This window comes from Pseudomonas sp. LFS074 (assembly GCF_047978165.1).
Lineage (GTDB): Bacteria > Pseudomonadota > Gammaproteobacteria > Pseudomonadales > Pseudomonadaceae > Aquipseudomonas > Aquipseudomonas putida_P.
On record NZ_JBFPFV010000001.1, the window covers coordinates 1,885,511 to 1,902,818 of the forward strand.

The 17,308-nt window shown below is 59.2% G+C and carries 16 protein-coding genes and 1 pseudogene; 4 read left to right on the forward strand and 13 right to left on the reverse strand.

Annotated elements, in window-relative coordinates:
* Positions 1–79: 79 nt before the first annotated feature.
* The gene (locus ACNQP3_RS08665; RefSeq protein ID WP_012271368.1) at positions 80–643 is read right to left on the reverse strand and encodes a hypothetical protein; all 564 of its coding nucleotides are present in this window, start codon (positions 641–643) and stop codon (positions 80–82) included.
* A gap of 200 nt (positions 644–843) precedes the next feature.
* Between ACNQP3_RS08665 and ACNQP3_RS08670 the strand changes: the two genes are divergently transcribed.
* Positions 844–1,551 carry a VacJ family lipoprotein gene (locus tag ACNQP3_RS08670; protein WP_012271369.1) on the forward strand — a complete coding sequence of 236 codons (708 nt, stop codon included), beginning with the start codon at positions 844–846 and terminating at the stop codon, positions 1,549–1,551.
* Between the two features lie 34 nt (positions 1,552–1,585).
* Here the strand turns inward: ACNQP3_RS08670 and ACNQP3_RS08675 are convergent, their stop codons facing one another.
* The gene (locus ACNQP3_RS08675) at positions 1,586–1,885 is read right to left on the reverse strand and encodes a PilZ domain-containing protein (RefSeq protein WP_060515332.1); all 300 of its coding nucleotides are present in this window, start codon (positions 1,883–1,885) and stop codon (positions 1,586–1,588) included.
* A 270-nt stretch (positions 1,886–2,155) separates the two neighbouring features.
* Here ACNQP3_RS08675 and rssB point away from each other — a divergent pair, with 270 nt between their 5' ends.
* Together rssB and rssC are read left to right on the forward strand one after the other, a co-directional pair.
* Complete coding sequence (gene rssB / locus ACNQP3_RS08680) at positions 2,156–3,337, forward strand: two-component system response regulator RssB (RefSeq protein WP_012271371.1); 1,182 nt, start codon at positions 2,156–2,158, stop codon at positions 3,335–3,337.
* A complete protein-coding gene (rssC, locus tag ACNQP3_RS08685; protein ID WP_009686305.1) occupies positions 3,334–3,816 on the forward strand; it encodes an anti-sigma factor antagonist RssC in 483 nt (160 codons plus the stop codon). Before rssB ends, rssC begins: the two co-directional genes overlap by 4 nt.
* A gap of 74 nt (positions 3,817–3,890) precedes the next feature.
* Here rssC and ACNQP3_RS08690 read toward each other — a convergent pair whose 3' ends face one another.
* From ACNQP3_RS08690 to dusA, 3 genes are all read right to left on the reverse strand, one after another.
* Positions 3,891–5,741, reverse strand: coding sequence for an alkaline phosphatase D family protein (locus ACNQP3_RS08690; protein ID WP_060493943.1), 1,851 nt, complete (start codon positions 5,739–5,741; stop codon positions 3,891–3,893).
* Positions 5,742–5,838: 97 nt separating this feature from the next.
* Positions 5,839–6,765: a transaldolase gene (gene tal / locus ACNQP3_RS08695; protein ID WP_012271373.1), complete on the reverse strand. Its 927-nt coding sequence runs from the start codon at positions 6,763–6,765 to the stop codon at positions 5,839–5,841.
* A gap of 169 nt (positions 6,766–6,934) precedes the next feature.
* A complete protein-coding gene (gene dusA / locus ACNQP3_RS08700) occupies positions 6,935–7,945 on the reverse strand; it encodes a tRNA dihydrouridine(20/20a) synthase DusA (protein WP_060515331.1) in 1,011 nt (336 codons plus the stop codon).
* A 104-nt stretch (positions 7,946–8,049) separates the two neighbouring features.
* Here dusA and ACNQP3_RS08705 point away from each other — a divergent pair.
* Positions 8,050–8,196: pseudogene (locus tag ACNQP3_RS08705) on the forward strand (site-specific integrase); the annotation flags it as partial.
* Positions 8,197–8,462: 266 nt separating this feature from the next.
* On the opposite strand, the gene ACNQP3_RS08710 reads toward ACNQP3_RS08705, so the two are convergent.
* The 8 genes from ACNQP3_RS08710 to ACNQP3_RS08745 form a co-directional block, all read right to left on the reverse strand.
* Positions 8,463–9,731, reverse strand: coding sequence for a malic enzyme-like NAD(P)-binding protein (locus tag ACNQP3_RS08710; RefSeq protein WP_264316935.1), 1,269 nt, complete (start codon positions 9,729–9,731; stop codon positions 8,463–8,465).
* A gap of 134 nt (positions 9,732–9,865) precedes the next feature.
* The gene (locus ACNQP3_RS08715) at positions 9,866–10,195 is read right to left on the reverse strand and encodes a hypothetical protein (RefSeq protein ID WP_264316936.1); all 330 of its coding nucleotides are present in this window, start codon (positions 10,193–10,195) and stop codon (positions 9,866–9,868) included.
* 24 nt (positions 10,196–10,219) lie between these two features.
* Complete coding sequence (locus tag ACNQP3_RS08720; RefSeq protein WP_264316937.1) at positions 10,220–11,581, reverse strand: dihydroorotase; 1,362 nt, start codon at positions 11,579–11,581, stop codon at positions 10,220–10,222.
* Entirely contained in the window at positions 11,578–12,834 is a 1,257-nt protein-coding gene (locus tag ACNQP3_RS08725) for a Zn-dependent hydrolase (protein WP_012271430.1), read from the reverse strand. Before ACNQP3_RS08725 ends, ACNQP3_RS08720 begins: the two co-directional genes overlap by 4 nt.
* Positions 12,831–13,766, reverse strand: a complete 936-nt coding sequence (locus ACNQP3_RS08730) for a dihydroorotate dehydrogenase (protein WP_012271431.1) — start codon at positions 13,764–13,766, stop codon at positions 12,831–12,833. Before ACNQP3_RS08730 ends, ACNQP3_RS08725 begins: the two co-directional genes overlap by 4 nt.
* The gene (locus ACNQP3_RS08735) at positions 13,766–14,596 is read right to left on the reverse strand and encodes a dihydroorotate dehydrogenase electron transfer subunit (protein ID WP_012271432.1); all 831 of its coding nucleotides are present in this window, start codon (positions 14,594–14,596) and stop codon (positions 13,766–13,768) included. Before ACNQP3_RS08735 ends, ACNQP3_RS08730 begins: the two co-directional genes overlap by 1 nt.
* Positions 14,597–14,783: 187 nt before the next feature.
* A complete protein-coding gene (locus tag ACNQP3_RS08740; RefSeq protein ID WP_012271433.1) occupies positions 14,784–16,022 on the reverse strand; it encodes an MFS transporter in 1,239 nt (412 codons plus the stop codon).
* 161 nt (positions 16,023–16,183) lie between these two features.
* On the reverse strand, positions 16,184–17,038 hold the full coding sequence (locus tag ACNQP3_RS08745; RefSeq protein WP_012271434.1) for a hypothetical protein: 855 nt from the start codon (positions 17,036–17,038) through the stop codon (positions 16,184–16,186).
* Positions 17,039–17,308: the final 270 nt, after the last annotated feature.

Here is a 17,308-nt window from a genome sequence, read left to right on the forward strand (position 1 = left end):
GAAGCGGCAAAGGTTCTGGCCTGTCTTCAGCGTAATCCACCTGTCGCCAATTTGCATGATCCGCGTCAAAGGTGCTGTATCAGGGTTTTTCACCCTTGCGCCGGCGCTGGGCGATGTCCTGCAGGCAGGTGTCCAGCGCTTCCAGGTGGTCGATCACCGAATGCACGCCCAGGCTGAACAGCTCCAGCGTGGCCTTGCCGCGGGCCTGGTCCTGTTCCTTTGGGGTCATGCCTTGCCATTGCTCGGAGCCTCGGTCACAGAACGGGCTGCAGGCTGCCAGGCCAACCGTCCATAGCCCCGCGTTCAAGCCTGACTGCAGCAAGCGCGGGTCACCACTCACCAGCACGCAGCCGTCCAGGCGTTCGCTGTCCAGGGTCATCAGCGCCTGCCAGCAGGCGTTTGGCGCCGGCCAGCGCACGCCGTTGACCGAATGCCCTGGCAGCCAGGCGGGCAACACATGGGCCAGGCGCTTGCTTTGCGTGCTATTGAGGTCATCCAGCCAGATGCAGGGCACCTGGCGCTGGCGCAGGCTGGCGAGGGTGGCCAGAGCGCCGGGGGCGGGCGAGGGTGCGCCATTGGTGGCCTGCACCAGGCAGCCGCGCAAGCCGAACAGCACAGCAGTGAAGGCGGGTGCAGCGTCCATGGCAACTTCCCCCAAATAGTCCGCAGGCTATGCGCTGATTGTTACCGCACTGTGACATCGGTCATTGCGCAACAGTTGTTCACAAAATATTGAGCAAAAATGTGTAAAGCTGTTTATCAGCCCGCAAGCCTCTATACTGCCGCCTTGATAGCAGCGCGCCTGTCGCGCTTGCGGCCGAGAAATTCGATGGAGAAACATCTATGCGTAGGATCGGTGCCAGTGTGATCGAACGAGTCACCCAGGCCTGTGTCTGCGCCAGCATGCTGCTGGCGCCCGTGGCAGCTACCCAGGCCGCCACCGAGGAAGATCCCTGGGAAGCGGTCAACCGCCCGATCTTTCGCTTCAACGATACGGTCGACACTTATGCCCTCAAGCCATTGGCCAAGGGCTACCAGGCTGTCACCCCGCAGTTTCTTGAAGATGGCATTCACAACATCTTCCGCAACCTGGGCGACGTGACCAACCTGGCCAACAACCTGCTGCAGCTCAAGCCCCACGCGGCGGGCGTGGATACTGCGCGGTTGATCGTCAACACCACCTTTGGCCTGGGTGGCTTCTTCGATGTGGGTACCAAGATGGGCCTGCAGCGCAGCGACGAAGACTTCGGCCAGACACTGGGCTACTGGGGCGTGCCAAGCGGCCCGTACGTGGTCATTCCGCTGCTGGGCCCAAGCACCGTGCGTGACGGTGTGGCCAAGTACCCGGACACCTACACCGAACCCTACCGCTACATCGACCACGTGCCGACGCGCAACTCGATCTTCGCCCTGGACGTGATCGACACCCGCGCCAGCCTGCTCTCGGCCGAGAAGCTGATTCAGGGTGACAAGTACATCTTCATTCGCAATGCTTACCTGCAGAACCGCGAGTTCAAGGTCAAGGATGGCGAGGTCGAAGACGACTTCTAATCGGTGAGCTTGGGGCCGCTGTGCGGCTCCAGGTTCAATGCATGGCCAGAATCCGCAACCCGAACTTTTGTTGCCCGCCCGGCTGGTCGGCAATCCATACCACTTCGGTGCTGGCATGCAGCCCCTTGAGCGCCGGGTGGTCGGAGTCGATCCGTACCTCGATCCGATCCCCCACCGCAAAGCGCTGCGGCGCCTGTACCTGCATGCCGCCGCTGGACAGGTCCAGGCACACCGCCGCAATTACCAGGCCTTCGTGCAAAAGGCTGACTTCGGTATCGATACGCATGCGAATGAAGTCGCGTTTCTCGCTGTGGCTGGAGGGCGTGTGGGGCATGCTGCATCCTTCCCATCGGGTTGCGCTGGTCGACTTTCTTATAACTCCCGGTGATTTGCCCTGTAAAGAGCGACAAGGTCGACCCTTGCATGCTTGAAACCCCTGGCGGATGGGAGTACCGTCTGCGCCTTACAAGGTACCTCTGACAGTTGCCGGGCAAGTGTTCTTGTCCTACAACTCAAGTAGAGTGTGACTATAAAGAATTCCCGTAGCTGGCCGTCTGCCTTGCCGACACCGCTGCACCAACCCAAATCGGCGCCGTTCGCCCACATGCAGAAAACCAGTGCAACGCTGCTGATCATCGATGACGACGACGTGGTCCGTGCGAGCCTCGCCGCCTACCTTGAAGACAGTGGCTTCAGCGTCCTCCAGGCCGGCAATGGCCAGCAGGGGCTTCAGGTCTTCGAAGAACACCAGCCCGACCTCGTGATCTGCGATCTGCGCATGCCGCAGATGGGCGGTCTCGAGCTGATCCGCCAGGTCAGCGAGCGGGCGCCGCAGTTGCCGGTGATCGTGGTGTCCGGTGCCGGCGTCATGAGCGATGCGGTGGAAGCGTTGCGCCTGGGCGCCGCCGACTACCTGATCAAGCCGCTGGAAGACCTGGCCGTGCTCGAACATTCGGTGCGCCGTGCCCTCGACCGCTCGCGCCTGGTGCTGGAAAACCAGCGCTACCGCGACAAGCTCGAAGCGGCCAACCGTGAACTGGAGGCTAGCCTGCACCTGCTGCAGGAAGACCAGACCGCCGGTCGCCAGGTGCAGATGAACATGTTGCCGGAAAGCCCTTGGGTGGCCGGTGAATTTGCGTTCGAGCACCAAATCATTCCGTCGCTGTACCTGTCGGGTGATTTTGTCGACTACTTCCGCGTGGACGAGCGGCGCATCGCCTTCTACCTCGCCGATGTTTCCGGGCATGGCGCGTCGTCGGCCTTTGTCACGGTGCTTTTGAAATTCATGACCACGCGGCTCATGTTCGAGCTCAGGCGCAGCAAGATGCGCGAGTTCAAGCCGTCGGAAGTGCTCAGTCACATCAACCGCGGCCTGATCAATAGCAAGCTGGGCAAGCACGTAACCATGGTCGGTGGGGTGATCGACGAAGAGTCTGGTCTGTTGACCTACGCCGTCGGCGGCCACTTGCCGCTGCCCGTGCTGCATACCCCCGAGCACACTCGCTACCTGGAAGGCCGTGGCCTGCCGGTGGGGCTGTTCGATGAGGCCACCTACCAGGACTTGGTCGTGGAGCTGCCCCCGCAGTTCAGCCTCAGCCTGATGTCCGATGGCATTCTGGACCTTTTGCCGGGTGATACGCTCAAAGATAAAGAAGCCGCCTTGCCGGAAATCGTCAAGGCAGCAGGTGGCAGCCTGGATGGGCTGCGTCAACGATTTGGATTGGCTACGCTTGGGGAGATGCCGGATGATATCGCCCTATTGGTGTTGAGCAGGAACCTTCAATGAGTACCGGTAGAATCCAGTTCGCCGAGCAGAGCGGTACCTTCGTACTGAAATTCGTCGGTGAAGTGCGCCTGACCCTGTGTTCGGCGCTGGATGCGACGATCGAGAAGATTTTCACCGCGCTGAACTTCTCGGCGATTGTCATCGACCTGACCGAAACCGAAAGTATCGACAGCACCACCCTGGGCCTGCTGGCCAAGCTGTCGATTCTGTCGCGGCAAAAAGTGGGCCTGCTGCCGACCGTGGTCACCACCAACCCGGACATTTCCCGGCTGCTGCAGTCAATGGGCTTCGATCAGGTGTTCAACATCGTCGATCGACCGATACCGTGCCCCGAATGCCTGACTGACCTGCCGTCGCAGGACCAGAACGAAGATGTGGTGCGTTCCAAGGTGCTGGAGGCGCACAAGATTCTCATGGGCCTGAACGACTCCAACCGTGAAGCCTTCCATGACCTGGTCAATGCGCTGGAGCGCAGCTGATCTGTAGCCTGTCCTAGCCCTTTAGCGGGTATACGCACAAAAGGGCCGGTACAGGCTTTAGGGCCTTCTCTGGACTACTCTCGGCCGACAAACTCGGTCGCCTTACCCCCGCCTGCATCCAGCTGAAACACCCGCGCAGGCCGCCCCTGTTCATCGAAGAACACTTGCCCCAACCCTGCGCCGTTCCATAACCGCTCCCCAGCCTTGCTGTGGCTGGGCGTACGCGGCACCACTTCCATCTCGCGACGCTTGGTAAACCAGTTGAGCGGCGAGCGTGGCGCATACAGCCAGCGGTTGAGCCGATCGAGCACGTCCAGCAAGCGCCGGGGGAACTCGTTCTTGATCCCGCTGCTGGTCACCTGCCACAAATGCGGGCTGCGCTGGCGATGGCGGATCAGTACTTCATAGACGAACGAGTAATGCACATCTCCAGACAGCACCACGTAGTGCCCCGGTGTGCGCGAGTGGCGGAAGATGTTCAGGATGACCTGCGCCGCACCGCGGTGGGCCATCCAGTTCTCGGCATCCACCAGCAGCGGGTACCCCAGCCAGCTGAACACCTTCTGCACCGTTTCTATCAGCTTTACACCGAAAATTGGCGCAGGCGACACGATGATTGCTGACGGGTGGTCAAGCAGCGCTTGCTGCAGTTCGCTCAGCGCCTCCCAATCGAGCAGGCCGGATGGCTTTGCCAGGTTGCTCTCGCTACGCCAGCGACGGGTGCGGGTGTCCAGTACCAGCAGTGGTGGCTCTGTGGGCAGGCTGTACTGCCAGCCCTGAAAGCGCAGCAGCTCGCCGATCAGCTCATCCTGGTTCTGGCGGGTCAATGCCTGGCATTGCTCGATCAGTGGGTTGCACCCGTCCGGGTTGTTACCCCAGGCCTGGCAGAGCAGGTAGCCGAGCAGGGCATTGCCGATGATTCTTCGCGAGAACGGGTGGCCGTAGGCGGTTTCTTCCCATTGCGCCGAGAGGTTCCAGTCGTCGGTGATGTCATGGTCGTCAAAGATCATCAGGCAGGGCAGGTGGGCCATCACCCGCGCCACCTGGCCGAGGTTGTCGGCAAATCCCTGGACCAGCGGCAGCTCCTGTTGGTAACGGGCTTGATGCTCGTCGCTGAGCCCGCTGGGCATGCCCATGTTCACCAGCTGCCAGGGTACTGGCGACCATACCAGCAGGTACATGGCCATGACTTCGGCGAAGGTCACCAGATGGTTGTCGGCGTTGCTGGACGAGAAGATCGGCTTGCGCTTGCCGCCAAAAAAGCGTTCGCGCAGGGTGTCGTTCAGTGCTTGCGCCGGTAGCAGGTCGGCGCGGTGGTAGTAGCTGGCCGGGTGCTGGTAAAGCGCCTGGCTGTCGGCCACCACTGCGCCCTCCAGCTGCTCTTCGAACAGGCCTAGGCGCGTGATCAGGCTATGGATGGCGCGCAGCATGGGGCCGGCGACATCGTCGGCATACACCTGGTCGCCGCTCATCAGCAGCACGGCGGGGCGGTCTTCGGGCCTTGCGCAGCCCTGTAGCAGGCGGTCGGCGCAAAGCAGGCCGTCGGCCGCGGGGTGATGCGGCTTGCGGCAGGAACCGTGCAGCAAGTGGTCGAGGCGCTCGCGCAGTACCAGGTTTGGGCGCTGGGTGCCGGGGTAGAGCAGGTGCGGTGCCCAGCCTGCGATGCCCTGGCCGTTGATGATCAGGTCGTAGTCCAGCAGTTGGTTGCAGGGCAAGGGGCGGGCGAAGTGGATGTCCAGCAGATGAATGAATGCATGCTGGCCGGCCACGACCACTTGGCAATCGACCTGAGCTTCGCTGGTCGGGCAGATGAATTCGGGTTGCAGCGGTTGGGTAGCGACCAGCCAAATGGCCAGGCGCTGCGGTTCCAGGCGGCGCAGTACCGGGCCGGCGAGTACGAGGGGCAAGGAGGTAGAGGAGGTCATCGACAGCTCGGGTGGCTATACACAACTAAGGCCAGGCAAAACAAAACGGGCGGAAAATGCTGAACACTTCCCGCCCGTCGGGCAAACCAGAACTGTATCAGGCCTTTTCAGCCATCAACTTCTCCAGCTTCTCCTGGTCCCGCGCAAACTGGCGAATACCCTCGGCCAGCTTCTCGGTGCCCATGGCATCTTCATTCATTGCCCAGCGGAACTGGCTTTCGTTCAACGGCTGCTTGGCTTCACCGGCATTGCCTGGCTTCAGCACCTGCGGCAGTTCGCCCTGGTCATCGCTAAGCTGTTGCAGCAGTTCCGGGCTGATGGTCAGGCGGTCACAGCCGGCCAGTTGCTCGATCTGGCCGATATTGCGGAAGCTGGCGCCCATGACCACGGTGTTGTAGCCATTGGCCTTGTAGTAGTTGTAGATACGCGTGACCGACTGCACGCCCGGGTCCTCGGCGCCGACGTAGTCCTTGCCAGTGCTTTTTTTGTACCAGTCGTAGATACGGCCCACGAACGGCGAAATCAGAAACACGCCGGCATCGGCGCAGGCCTGGGCCTGGGCGAAGGAGAACAGCAGGGTGAGGTTGGTCTGGATGCCTTCCTTCTCCAGCTTCTCGGCGGCGCGAATGCCTTCCCAGGTGGAGGCCAGCTTGATCAGCACTCGGTCTTTTGGCACACCGGCCGCCTCGTAAAGGGCGATCAACTGGCGAGCCTTGTTCAGCAGGGCCGGCTCATCGAACGACAGGCGTGCATCAACCTCGGTGGAGATACGCCCTGGGATGACCTTGAGAATGCCCGAGCCCACGGCCACGGCAAACTTGTCGCAGGCCAGGTCGACATCACCCTTGGCGTCGGCCTTCACTTGCTTGAGCAGGTCGGCGTAGCCTGGGATGGCAGCGGCCTTTAGCAGCAAGGACGGGTTGGTGGTGGCATCGACCGGCTTCAGGCGGGTGATGGCGTCCAGGTCCCCGGTGTCGGCGACCACGGTGGTGAACTGCTTGAGTTGTTCCAGCTTGGAGGTCATGTGCGTGCTCTGTCCTGTGCATTTACTCGACATTACCCGAGCCCCGACAGCCGCTCAAGGGCCTCGGAGCCCTGCGGGCCAGCCGCGGGAGCGGGCTTGCCCGCGAAGGGCTGTACGAAGGGTGAAGTTTCGAGTCGCAAGCAAGCCTGAGGTTCCCTCGCCCTTGGGGTCACCGCCCCTGCAACAACTCCACCGCCTGATCAAACACCGCCAGCGGCTCTGCCGCCTTGTGGATGTCCGCCGACAGCAGTTGGCGGAAACGCCGCGCGCCTTTGAACCCTTGGGCCAGCCCCAGAATATGCCGGGTAACGTGGTGCATCGCGCCACCGCTTTCCATGTGCGCCACGATATAAGGCCGCAACTGCGCCAACGCCTCGCTACGGCTGACCACCGGCGCATCGCTGGCAAACAGCTGCTGGTCCACTTCGGCCAGCAGATAAGGGTTGTGATACGCCTCACGCCCTAGCATTACACCATCGAAGGTTTCAAGGTGCTTCTGGCATTCGTCCAGGGTCTTGATCCCGCCGTTGAGCACGATCTCCAGGTCCGGGAAGTCCGCCTTCAACTGCGCGGCCACGTCATAGCGCAGGGGTGGAATTTCGCGGTTTTCCTTCGGCGACAGCCCCTCCAGAATCGCGATACGCGCATGCACGGTGAAGCTCCGGCAGCCGGCCTCGCGCACCTGGCCGACGAAATCGCACAGCTCGGCGTAGCTGTCGCGGCCATTGATGCCAATGCGGTGCTTCACCGTCACCGGGGTCGACACCGCATCACGCATGGCTTTCACGCAGTCGGCCACCAACGCCGGGTGAGCCATCAGGCAGGCGCCGATCATGTTGTTCTGCACCCGGTCGCTCGGGCAGCCGACGTTCAGGTTGACCTCGTCGTAGCCAGCGTCTTCGGCCAGACGCGCGCAAGCGGCCAGGTCGGCCGGCACACTGCCGCCCAGTTGCAGGGCCAGCGGGTGCTCGGAGGCATCGTGACGCAGGAAGCGCTGGGCATCGTTGTGCAACAGGGCGCCGGTGGTGACCATTTCGGTGTAGAGCAGGGTTTGCTTGGAGAGCAGGCGCAGGAAGAACCGGCAATGGCGGTCTGTCCAGTCCATCATGGGTGCAACGCTGAAGCGGCGTGACGGCTCAGGGCGCGTGGTTTGTTGGTTTGAAGCTAATTCTAGGGCCATTCTGGTCTACGCATACTTGTGCCATTTTTCGGGTTTTTGAGGCGTTTTTGGTGTGGCAGTGGTACGGCGTACCACCGCTAGCCACGCTTGTACCACCGAAAACCATGGCAACGATCAGAGCAAGGGAAAAGGCCGATGGAACGGTCAGCTATACCGTCCAGCTCCGCCTCAAGAAAAAGGATGTCCTAGTTTACCAAGAGTCCCAGACGTTCGCCTGTAAACACGCTGCGCAGGCCCGAGCGAAGCGGCAGACGCTTCTCAAAACCCTCGATTTAGGGTGACTGACCTCCTCAGGGCGTGAAGCGGTCATTCTATGCCTTCAGGTAGTAAGCCCTGATTGAGCAGCGGATGAAGAGGGCGCGGTAGCTCCGAGGTTGGACACGCGATGCCACACACGCGTCAACGCTTATGTTAACTGTCGACCTCATACACGCTGTTAAGCACTTATCCGTCTGCATGGCATAAAGCGTCTGCGATAGCGCAGGCGCTTTTATTGGATCAACTCGAATGGCGGGGCTTAATTGCCGCCGAACACCTCAGAGACAGACGAGAGCGGATAGTGCGTTGGGTACGGGAGCGTTGCGACACCCGACTCGATCGCAGCACGTGCCACCGCATCGGATACGGCGCTGATCAGACGAGCGTCCAGCGGCTTCGGAATGATGTACTCACGACCGAACTCCAGGCCTTCGACACCGTAGGCTTCGCACACTTCCTTAGGCACTGGCAGCTTGGCCAGGTCTTTCAGGGCGATAGCAGCGGCGATCTTCATTTCTTCGTTGATGCGCTTGGCGCGAACGTCCAGGGCACCACGGAAGATGAACGGGAAGCCCAGTACGTTGTTGACCTGGTTCGGGTAGTCGGAACGACCGGTAGCCATGATCACGTCGCTGCGAGTGGCGTGCGCCAGCTCTGGCGAGATTTCCGGGTCCGGGTTCGAGCAGGCGAACACGATCGGGTTGGCCGCCATCGACTTCAGGCCTTCCGGGCTCAGCAGGTTCGGGCCGGACAGGCCTACGAACACGTCGGCACCGTCAAGGGCGTCAGCCAGGGTGCGCTTGTCGGTAGCGTGGGCGAACTGCGCCTTGTACTGGTTCAGGTCATCACGGCCAGCGTGGATCACGCCGCTGCGGTCGATCATGTAGATGTTCTCGACCTTGGCACCCATGCTCACCAGCAGCTTCATGCAAGAGATGGCTGCAGCGCCAGCCCCCAGGCAGACGATCTTGGCGTCCTCCAGCTTCTTGCCGGCGATTTCCAGGGCGTTGATCATGCCGGCGGCGGTAACGATGGCGGTACCGTGCTGGTCATCGTGGAACACCGGGATGTCGCACTGCTCGATCAAGGTGCGCTCGATTTCGAAGCACTCAGGGGCCTTGATGTCTTCAAGGTTGATGCCACCGAAGGTGATCGAAATGCGGCGAACGGTGTCGATGAACGCTTGCGGGCTTTCCGACTCGACCTCGATGTCGAACACATCGATACCGGCGAAACGCTTGAACAGAACACCCTTGCCTTCCATGACCGGCTTGGAAGCCAGTGGGCCGAGGTCACCCAGACCGAGGATGGCGGTGCCATCGGAAATCACCGCGACCAGATTGCCCTTGCCGGTGTACCTGTAGGCCAATTCAGCATCACGAGCAATTTCACGTACGGGCTCTGCAACACCTGGGCTGTAGGCCAAAGATAGGTCCCGGGCGGTGGCGGTAGGCTTCGAAAGCTCTACGCTGAGTTTTCCTGGTCGTGGCTGGGCGTGGTATTCGAGCGCGTCGTTTTTGAGACTCATTGCAGCATCCTAAAAGGGTCTGGCCCCGAGCATTCGGCTGCGCAGACTTGTTTTATTTTTATCAGGAGTTGCCGCGCAAGGACGCTACAGGTGTGCGTGGCACCCGTGTCACCCTCACGCGGCAAACGAGGTGCTTAGAAGATTCGGTCGCTTTTCGCGTAGTGTTCAACTACGTCGATCAACGCTTGGTGAACAACGCTGTGGTCTTGGGTGACCAAGGCCGTGTCCAGCTGGTTCATATACTCCAGCAGCTGGCGGTGGTTTCGTCTGGCGAAGTCAGCCTCTAGCGCTTGGTCTTCATAGATGAGCACGTATGTGCGGCAGAAACCGGCAATCAAGAACGCTGCACAGGATTGGAATGGCTCATTTTGGATGATGGCTTCGCAATGAGTATTGGCGTGCTTGAACGAATCGGTCCCTGGAAGAGCGACGGCGAATCGTTGCACCATTTCTGAAAAGTTCATGCTTGTCTAAACCTCATATCTGCACTAAGCACGGTCAGCGCGGGGAGTGAACGAAAGCCGCTGGCCACGTACCGAACTGTCTACCGCTGTCCCGTCCCACACACGCTCGCCATTTACAAAGGTGGCGACGATGCTCGACGAAAATGCGGTGTCATCGAAAGGCGTCCAGCCGCACTTGGAAAGCACCTCATCGTTGGTCACGTCGTGCGGACGATGAGGATCAACAAGAACCAGGTCAGCGGCGTAGCCTTCACGGAGGTAGCCGCGGTTGCTTACGCGGAACAGTTCAGCCGGCGCATGGCTCACGACTTCAACCAGTCTTTCGAGCGTCAGCTCTCCTTGGAACACACGCTCCAGGGCGGTTTGGAGTGCATATTGGACAAGCGGAATACCTGATGGCGCTTGGCTGTAGTTGCCTTGCTTCTCTTCAAGCAGGTGCGGCGCGTGGTCAGTCGCCAATACGTCGAGGCGGCCTTCAGCTAGCGCCCTCACGATGGCATCCCGGTCACGGGCAGTCTTGATGGCCGGGTTGCACTTGATCAAGAAACCGAGACGGTCATAGTCGTGCTCGGTGAAGTGCAGGAAATGCACACAGGTCTCAGCGGTAATGCGCTTGCTTGCGATTGGCCCTGGTTCAAACAGCTCAAGCTCTTCTGCGGTGGAGATGTGCAGCACGTGGAGCCGAGTACCGTGCTTGCGCGCCAACTCAATGGCCAGCCGAGTAGATTTGATGCATGCCTCGCGTGAACGAATCAGCGGGTGCTCTCGGGCTGGAATGTCGTCGCCGAAGCGTGCTTTGGCTTTTTCCAGTTCCGCGTTGATCATCGGGGTATCTTCACAGTGCGTGATGATCGGCACCGGGGACACACGGAAGATCTCGTTCAACACGTCTGGGTTGTCGACCAGCATGTTACCGGTCGAGGCGCCCATGAATACCTTCAGGCCGGGTGTGCTGGCCGGGTCGATGTCACGAATTGCGTCCAGGTTGTCGTTGCTTGCCCCCATGTAGAAGGCGTAGTTGACAACACTCGAGCCAGCCGCAATATCGTACTTCGCTTCCAAGGTTGCACGATCCAGCGCGGCTGGCTTGGTGTTCGGCATTTCCATGAAGCTGGTGATACCACCCGCTGCACAGGCGCGAGACTCACTGGCGATGTTAGCCTTGTGGGTCAAGCCAGGCTCCCGGAAGTGCACTTGATCATCAATCATTCCCGGTAACAACCACAGCCCAGTAGCGTCGATCAGTTCCTCTCCGGGCAGCTGTTCTAGGGCTTCGCCGATAGTATCGATGCGACCATTTCGCACTCGAAGATCACCGACCCAACGAAGTCCTTCATTGACCAGGGTTGCATTACGGATCAGCCAAGCGTTATCTCGAACGGTCATGGTTTCAGCTCCAATGTTGAGTGATACAGCACCTCTGTCGCTGCCAGGAAGTCGTCCAACCCCATCGCCTCGTGAGGGTTGTGGGACCCATGCTGGTTTCGGATGAAGATCATTGCGCTAGGGATGCCGACGTTTGCGAAAACCGCTGCGTCGTGGCCAGCACCACTAGGCGTGAGAACGCCTTTCCAACCCTTATCACGGGCTTGTCGAACGAAAACGTCCGTCCAGGGACCATGCATGGCGGCGGGGGCGGTATCGATCCGCTTGTCGAACTCGAATCGAACCTGGCGAGACGTCTCGATTGATTTGGCCTCGGCCAGCGCAGCCGAGTAAAACGCCTTGAGCGTGTCATGATGCAGGCTGCGCATTTCGAGGCTGAAGCTGACTTCGCCTGGGATACGCGAGACAGCGTGGTGGGCAGCATTTGTACCCAAGGTACCAACGGTAACCACCAGGTCGCGCTCCGCCGCGACGTATTCACTCCACAGCTCGTCAATTCGAGCAACGAGCTCACTCACGGCAAATACGGCGTCGTGGCGGTCTTCGCGCGCGACGGCCCCCGAGTGGCCGTCTTCACCTAGGCAACGGACTTGGTTATGACGGAAATTTCCGCGAATGCCGGGAACGATGCCCAGAGCTTGCCCCATACGTTCCAACGACTCGGCTTGCTCAATGTGGATTTCAAGGTAGCCGGCAAATTGCGAGCGATCGATAAGCCACTCTTGGCGACGAATTGCCTCAAGGTCTGCGCCCACCGCCTCCATGGCTTCAGCAAGCGTGCGCTTGCTAAAGCGGTTGGTAAGGCAAAGGTCCTGATCAGTCAGCCCACCAAACAGCGCTCGTGATCCGATGTACGACTTGCCGTACCAGGCGCTTTCCTCGCCTCGCAAGCCGATTACACGAATGGGTCGCGCCGTCTCTACTTTTTCCTGGTCCATTCGGCACAGGCAAAGCAGACCCGCCACAACGCCGGCCAGCCCATCGTAATTACCACCTTGCGGGACGGAATCAAGGTGCGAGCCATACCACAAAGCAGGCTCACCATTGTCGCTCTTGCGTTTGAAGATCACGTTGCCAGCGCGGTCAGGCACCACATCAAGACCATGCGTCAAAGCAAAATCGCTCAGGTAAGCGATGGTGTCGTTTTCGCCCGGGCCGTAGCTTTCACGAGTGATGCCTTCGTGGGGATCACGAGACAGTGATGCGACATCGTTGAACAGCTTTTCGGCCTGCTCACGCCATTGGGCAGTCATGGCAGGGCTCCGAAGGGTTCTGCAGGCGAGTCATCCAGAGCCCCGATCAGCGAACTAATAGAAGAAACACCTTTACGCTCACAGAAGGCCGCCAACTCACCCACCATCGTGTTCATGGTCTTGGGGTGAAGGAAGGTGGCCGTACCCACCTGAACAGCCGATGCACCGGCATAGATGAACTCCAGGGCATCATCGGCCGTGGAAATACCACCGCAACCAATGATTGGGATTTCCAGAGCCTGGGCGCACTGATAGGTCAGACGCACCATCAGCGGTCGAATAGCGGCACCTGAGATACCACCCATGAAATTCCCGAGCCTTGCACGACCACGCTCGATGTCGATGGAGAGCCCGAGCAGCGTGTTACCGACCACTACGGCATCAGCACCGGAGTCTTGCGCAGCCAGGGCAACCGGTACGACTTCACCAGCATTAGGGGTCAGTTTGACCCACAGGGGGAGGGAGGTGGCCTGCCGCATCAGTGCGACAACATTACGTGTACTTTCGGCCTGCATGCCAAACGACTGGCCGTGGGCTTCCAGGTTGGGGCAGGAAATGTTGGCTTCGATACCCGCCACACCCGGCACGTCACTCAGCCGGGCAGCCAGCTCGGCGAAGCCTTGAGCCGTTGGCGCCGAGATGCTCACGATCAGCGGTGAATCGAAATTCCGGTAGAAGGGAACGACCTTGTCGATGAACAGATCTGCACCCTTACTTGGGATACCGATCGCGTTCATCATCCCGTCCGCCAGCTCACAAACGCGTGGCATCGGGTTTCCGGTTCGCTTATCCGAAGTGATGGTCTTGGTGACCAAGGCGCCAAGCTGGTTGAAATCCAGCAGGTGGATCAGCTCCTCTGCGAAGGTACCCGAGGCTGGCATTACCGGGTTTTTCAGGCGCAGTCCGCCCACTTGTACGCTGAGATCGATCATCACACCACCTCCGCCAGGTCAAATACAGGGCCTTCAAGGCATACCCGCTTACCCACCCTGAGCCCGTCGACTTCGAATACTTCGACGCAGCACTGGCACATCCCTAGGCCACACACCATTTGCTGCTCAAGTGCCACTTGGCCTACCAGGCCAAGCTCTGCGCTGAGCTTTTTCAGCAGACGGGTCAGCCGCTTCGAGCCGCAGGTAAAGAGCGCGCTGGTCTTTTCACGAGCGATGATTTGTCTGAGCAGGTGCTCCAGTTGGTCTGGTGCACTGCTGCCGTCTTCGTCCAGGACTACCTGTACGTCGGCGCCGAGCGAGGCGAATCGCTCACGCGAAAGCAGGCTTTTTTCGCTGCGGGCACTCAGCACGGCGGTCAGTCGGATACCCAGCTGATGCGCAGCTTCCGCCAGTGGTGCGAGCGTTGCCAAGCCGACACCGCGAGCCACGATGATCATGTGATCCCAGGAAGAGTCCAGGTCAAATCCCTTACCCAGTGGGCCCAGAATCTCCAACGTTTGCGCTTCGCGGAGTGTTTCCAGGCCGTAGGTGCCTTTGCCGGTCACCTTGTACAAGAATTCGACCTGACCCTTGCTGGGGTCTGCCTTGTAGGTGCTCATTGGCCGGCGGAAGTACGGTTTGTTGTCGCCTTCGTTTGGGCACAGCAGGTTGAAGAACTGCCCCGGCAGCGACTGGCATGCAGCACCGTCGGCTTGAAGCACTAGGCGCTTGTACTCATCGTTGACCCATTCGTTGGAGATGACGACCGCCAACGTGTCGTTAGGGGGGGTGATGGCAGTGGCCTGGCAGCAACCGGAAATCACGTTCATTGTGGGTGGCCTCGCATTTGTCTAATTTTTTATACAGCATGGTCAATAGAAATTGCCGCCTCAGTGTTGAGGCGGCGGGTAACTCGGTGTTTCAGGGATTGCGTGAGTTGAATCTACCGCAGTCGATTTATTCTGTCTAATTTTTGATACGAATCAGGCGAGGCAGGCTGATAGCCGGCTTCGATGATTAAGCCGGCTGAGCCTTTTTCAGCTGTTCACTCTGACAGGCAGGAAGCAGAAAGACCGTAGCGGCCATCGCCACGACGTAAAGCGACGAGAGCAACATGATCGCGGCAGTGAAGGAGTAATGAAGTGCTACCGCCCCCACAACTAATGGACCGAACCCGCCCGCAGCACGGCCAATGTTGAACAGCACGTTCTGGGCCGTGGCGCGTATCTGCGCCGGATAGAGATCAGAGATCAACGCCCCATAACCGCCGATCATACCGTTCACAAAAATCCCCATGATCGCGCCGGCGAACAGCATGACGGTCGGGTTATCAAGGTTGGCATAAGCAATGACCATGATCGCTGCGCCTGCTTGGTAGAGCAGGAACATCTTCTTGCGGCCAAAGCGATCCGCCAGTTGGCCGAACAGCCAAATCCCGAATGCCATGCCCAGCACAGTGACTGCAGTCCAAGTACCAGATGCCATGAGCGAAAAGCCGAATTTCTTGGACAAGTAGCTGGGCATCCAGATCATCAGGCCGTAGTACCCAAAGTTCTGCACAGAAGTCAGGACCATCACCCCAACACTGGCCTTGGTGGTCTGCCGGTCTTTGAAAAGGTCAGTGAATCGCCGAGCAAACGGAACAGGATCAGCTGCAGCCTTCACGAACTCAGCCGGCTCACTCATCGTGTGACGGACAATCAAAGAAACGAAAGCAGGCAGCAAGCCGACCAGGAACATGCCACGCCAGCCGATGTAAGGCAGAAGCAATGGTGTGAGAAGAGCCGCCGCAAGAACACCGGCTTGCCATCCCATGCCCACATAAGAGGAGGCTCGGTTGCGCCGGTGTGCCGGCCAGGTCTCGGCGATCAGCGCCATGCCGATACCGAACTCACCACCCAAACCGAAACCGGCGAGGGTCCTGTAGATCAACAGATCCCAATAGCCCTGAGCGATTGCGCAGAGACCAGTGAAGATGGAGAAGGTCAGGATGCACAGGGTCAGCATTCGAACCCGGCCATAGCGATCGCTCAATTGGCCAAATATCAGCCCGCCTGCCACAGCTCCCAATAACGTCCAAGTCACCAGCGAGCCGGCCTCCGATGATGTCAGCGCAAGGCCGATCGTAATCGCAGGCAGCATAAACCCGAGAATCAGTAAGTCGAAGCCGTCCATTGCATAACCCGTCACACTGGCTATCAAAGCCTTGCGCGGTGACGCATCCTTTTTTTGAACCATGTCGGACGAAGCCATCATGCTTTACCTCTTGTTTTTGTATAGTTTTTTAGACGACCTGACAGAGGGACTCGCCAGACCCGCCACCTGCTGGCACCTCAAGGGCTGACCACAGGTTACTGCTAGCGCCGGCTTTTGTCTAAATATTTAGATTTCACGAAAAGCCCGAAACAGCGAATGCACTAAAGGTGCCATTCGAGGTTGATGGAAAGTGCGTCGACATCAATCCCATCGCCCGTGCGGTTGCCGAATTTGTTCCGCCAATACTCGTATCCGGGCCCAACCCAGAACACGTTCTTCTTGGCCCCGACGAGCTGACCTGCGTCGACCATCAAGGAGGTACGCATCAGTTGCTCATCTGCGGTGGGGTTGTTGCGGTAGTCATCACCCTTTTCAGTGTTGTAGCTGTAGAAGCCCTGGAATTTCATCGGCACACTGCCAACCGTGAACGGGACACCCCATGTCAGGTTCAGTTGGTAGAAGGGGTCGAACAGCATCGATGAGTGGTTCCCGGGTAGGTCACAGCTGTCTAGGCCGCAGTGGTTCCATTCCCGTGCGTAATACAGGCTCAGGTCGAGAAAACCCGCCGGCAGCGCAAATTTGAGGGTTGGACCGATCACCACCATTCGCTTGCGTGACTGGAATGCGTTGTTCTTTGTATTCCAGTCAAAACCCAGGGTCAGCGCGACATCCTTGACCGGGCCGAAGGCCAGGGGCTTATCGAAAATCCGGCCGTACTGCAGTTGATTGCGATAAGTCAGGTAGATTTCGGTGGCGCCACTGTCGCTCTCCTTTTTGGGGTCATTGTGATCTGACTTGAACACATCAAGGTTCGCAAATTGCTGGCCCAGCGCGTAGGTGCTGACATGGGTGAGCTGGACGATGTGCTTAGCCACGTCTTTCTTTTTGCCTGGGTCCGAGAAATGACTGCTGTAGCGATATCCAATGAAGGTATCGCTGAACGCTGGGGGTTGAGCTGCCATGACAGCTGGGGTCAAAAAAAGGGCGAGTACGGGCGCGCCGATTCTGGTCTTCATTACCGAAGCTCCAATCAGAGTGTTGTTATTACGCGTTGGGCAGGAAAAAACTGCCTAGCTGTCAGGTCCTAGGACCAAAGCCAAGCAAGCAGGCAAGGAAGTGCTACAAAACGGTGCGGAGTGTGTGCTGAGATACCTAGCCGCGGGTCGGCGCGAGGGGAGTTGAGTAGACATGAGCCGGCCTTTTTTTGTATTTTTTAGACGAACAACTTCACCTGTCTAAATATTGATACACTTGCAGCATGACTTCGTCAAGCCGATCTGGTCGGA

What these genes read in the sequence shown, in the direction of transcription:
- ACNQP3_RS08665 (WP_012271368.1), bottom strand. Translation starts at nt 643, where the DNA reads ATGGACGCTGCACCCGCCTTCACTGCTGTGCTGTTCGGCTTGCGCGGC.
- ACNQP3_RS08670 (WP_012271369.1), top strand. Translation starts at nt 844, where the DNA reads ATGCGTAGGATCGGTGCCAGTGTGATCGAACGAGTCACCCAGGCCTGT.
- ACNQP3_RS08675 (WP_060515332.1), bottom strand. Translation starts at nt 1,885, where the DNA reads ATGCCCCACACGCCCTCCAGCCACAGCGAGAAACGCGACTTCATTCGC.
- rssB (WP_012271371.1), top strand. Translation starts at nt 2,156, where the DNA reads ATGCAGAAAACCAGTGCAACGCTGCTGATCATCGATGACGACGACGTG.
- rssC (WP_009686305.1), top strand. Translation starts at nt 3,334, where the DNA reads ATGAGTACCGGTAGAATCCAGTTCGCCGAGCAGAGCGGTACCTTCGTA.
- ACNQP3_RS08690 (WP_060493943.1), bottom strand. Translation starts at nt 5,741, where the DNA reads ATGACCTCCTCTACCTCCTTGCCCCTCGTACTCGCCGGCCCGGTACTG.
- tal (WP_012271373.1), bottom strand. Translation starts at nt 6,765, where the DNA reads ATGACCTCCAAGCTGGAACAACTCAAGCAGTTCACCACCGTGGTCGCC.
- dusA (WP_060515331.1), bottom strand. Translation starts at nt 7,945, where the DNA reads ATGGCCCTAGAATTAGCTTCAAACCAACAAACCACGCGCCCTGAGCCG.
- ACNQP3_RS08710 (WP_264316935.1), bottom strand. Translation starts at nt 9,731, where the DNA reads ATGAGTCTCAAAAACGACGCGCTCGAATACCACGCCCAGCCACGACCA.
- ACNQP3_RS08715 (WP_264316936.1), bottom strand. Translation starts at nt 10,195, where the DNA reads ATGAACTTTTCAGAAATGGTGCAACGATTCGCCGTCGCTCTTCCAGGG.
- ACNQP3_RS08720 (WP_264316937.1), bottom strand. Translation starts at nt 11,581, where the DNA reads ATGACCGTTCGAGATAACGCTTGGCTGATCCGTAATGCAACCCTGGTC.
- ACNQP3_RS08725 (WP_012271430.1), bottom strand. Translation starts at nt 12,834, where the DNA reads ATGACTGCCCAATGGCGTGAGCAGGCCGAAAAGCTGTTCAACGATGTC.
- ACNQP3_RS08730 (WP_012271431.1), bottom strand. Translation starts at nt 13,766, where the DNA reads ATGATCGATCTCAGCGTACAAGTGGGCGGACTGCGCCTGAAAAACCCG.
- ACNQP3_RS08735 (WP_012271432.1), bottom strand. Translation starts at nt 14,596, where the DNA reads ATGAACGTGATTTCCGGTTGCTGCCAGGCCACTGCCATCACCCCCCCT.
- ACNQP3_RS08740 (WP_012271433.1), bottom strand. Translation starts at nt 16,022, where the DNA reads ATGATGGCTTCGTCCGACATGGTTCAAAAAAAGGATGCGTCACCGCGC.
- ACNQP3_RS08745 (WP_012271434.1), bottom strand. Translation starts at nt 17,038, where the DNA reads ATGAAGACCAGAATCGGCGCGCCCGTACTCGCCCTTTTTTTGACCCCA.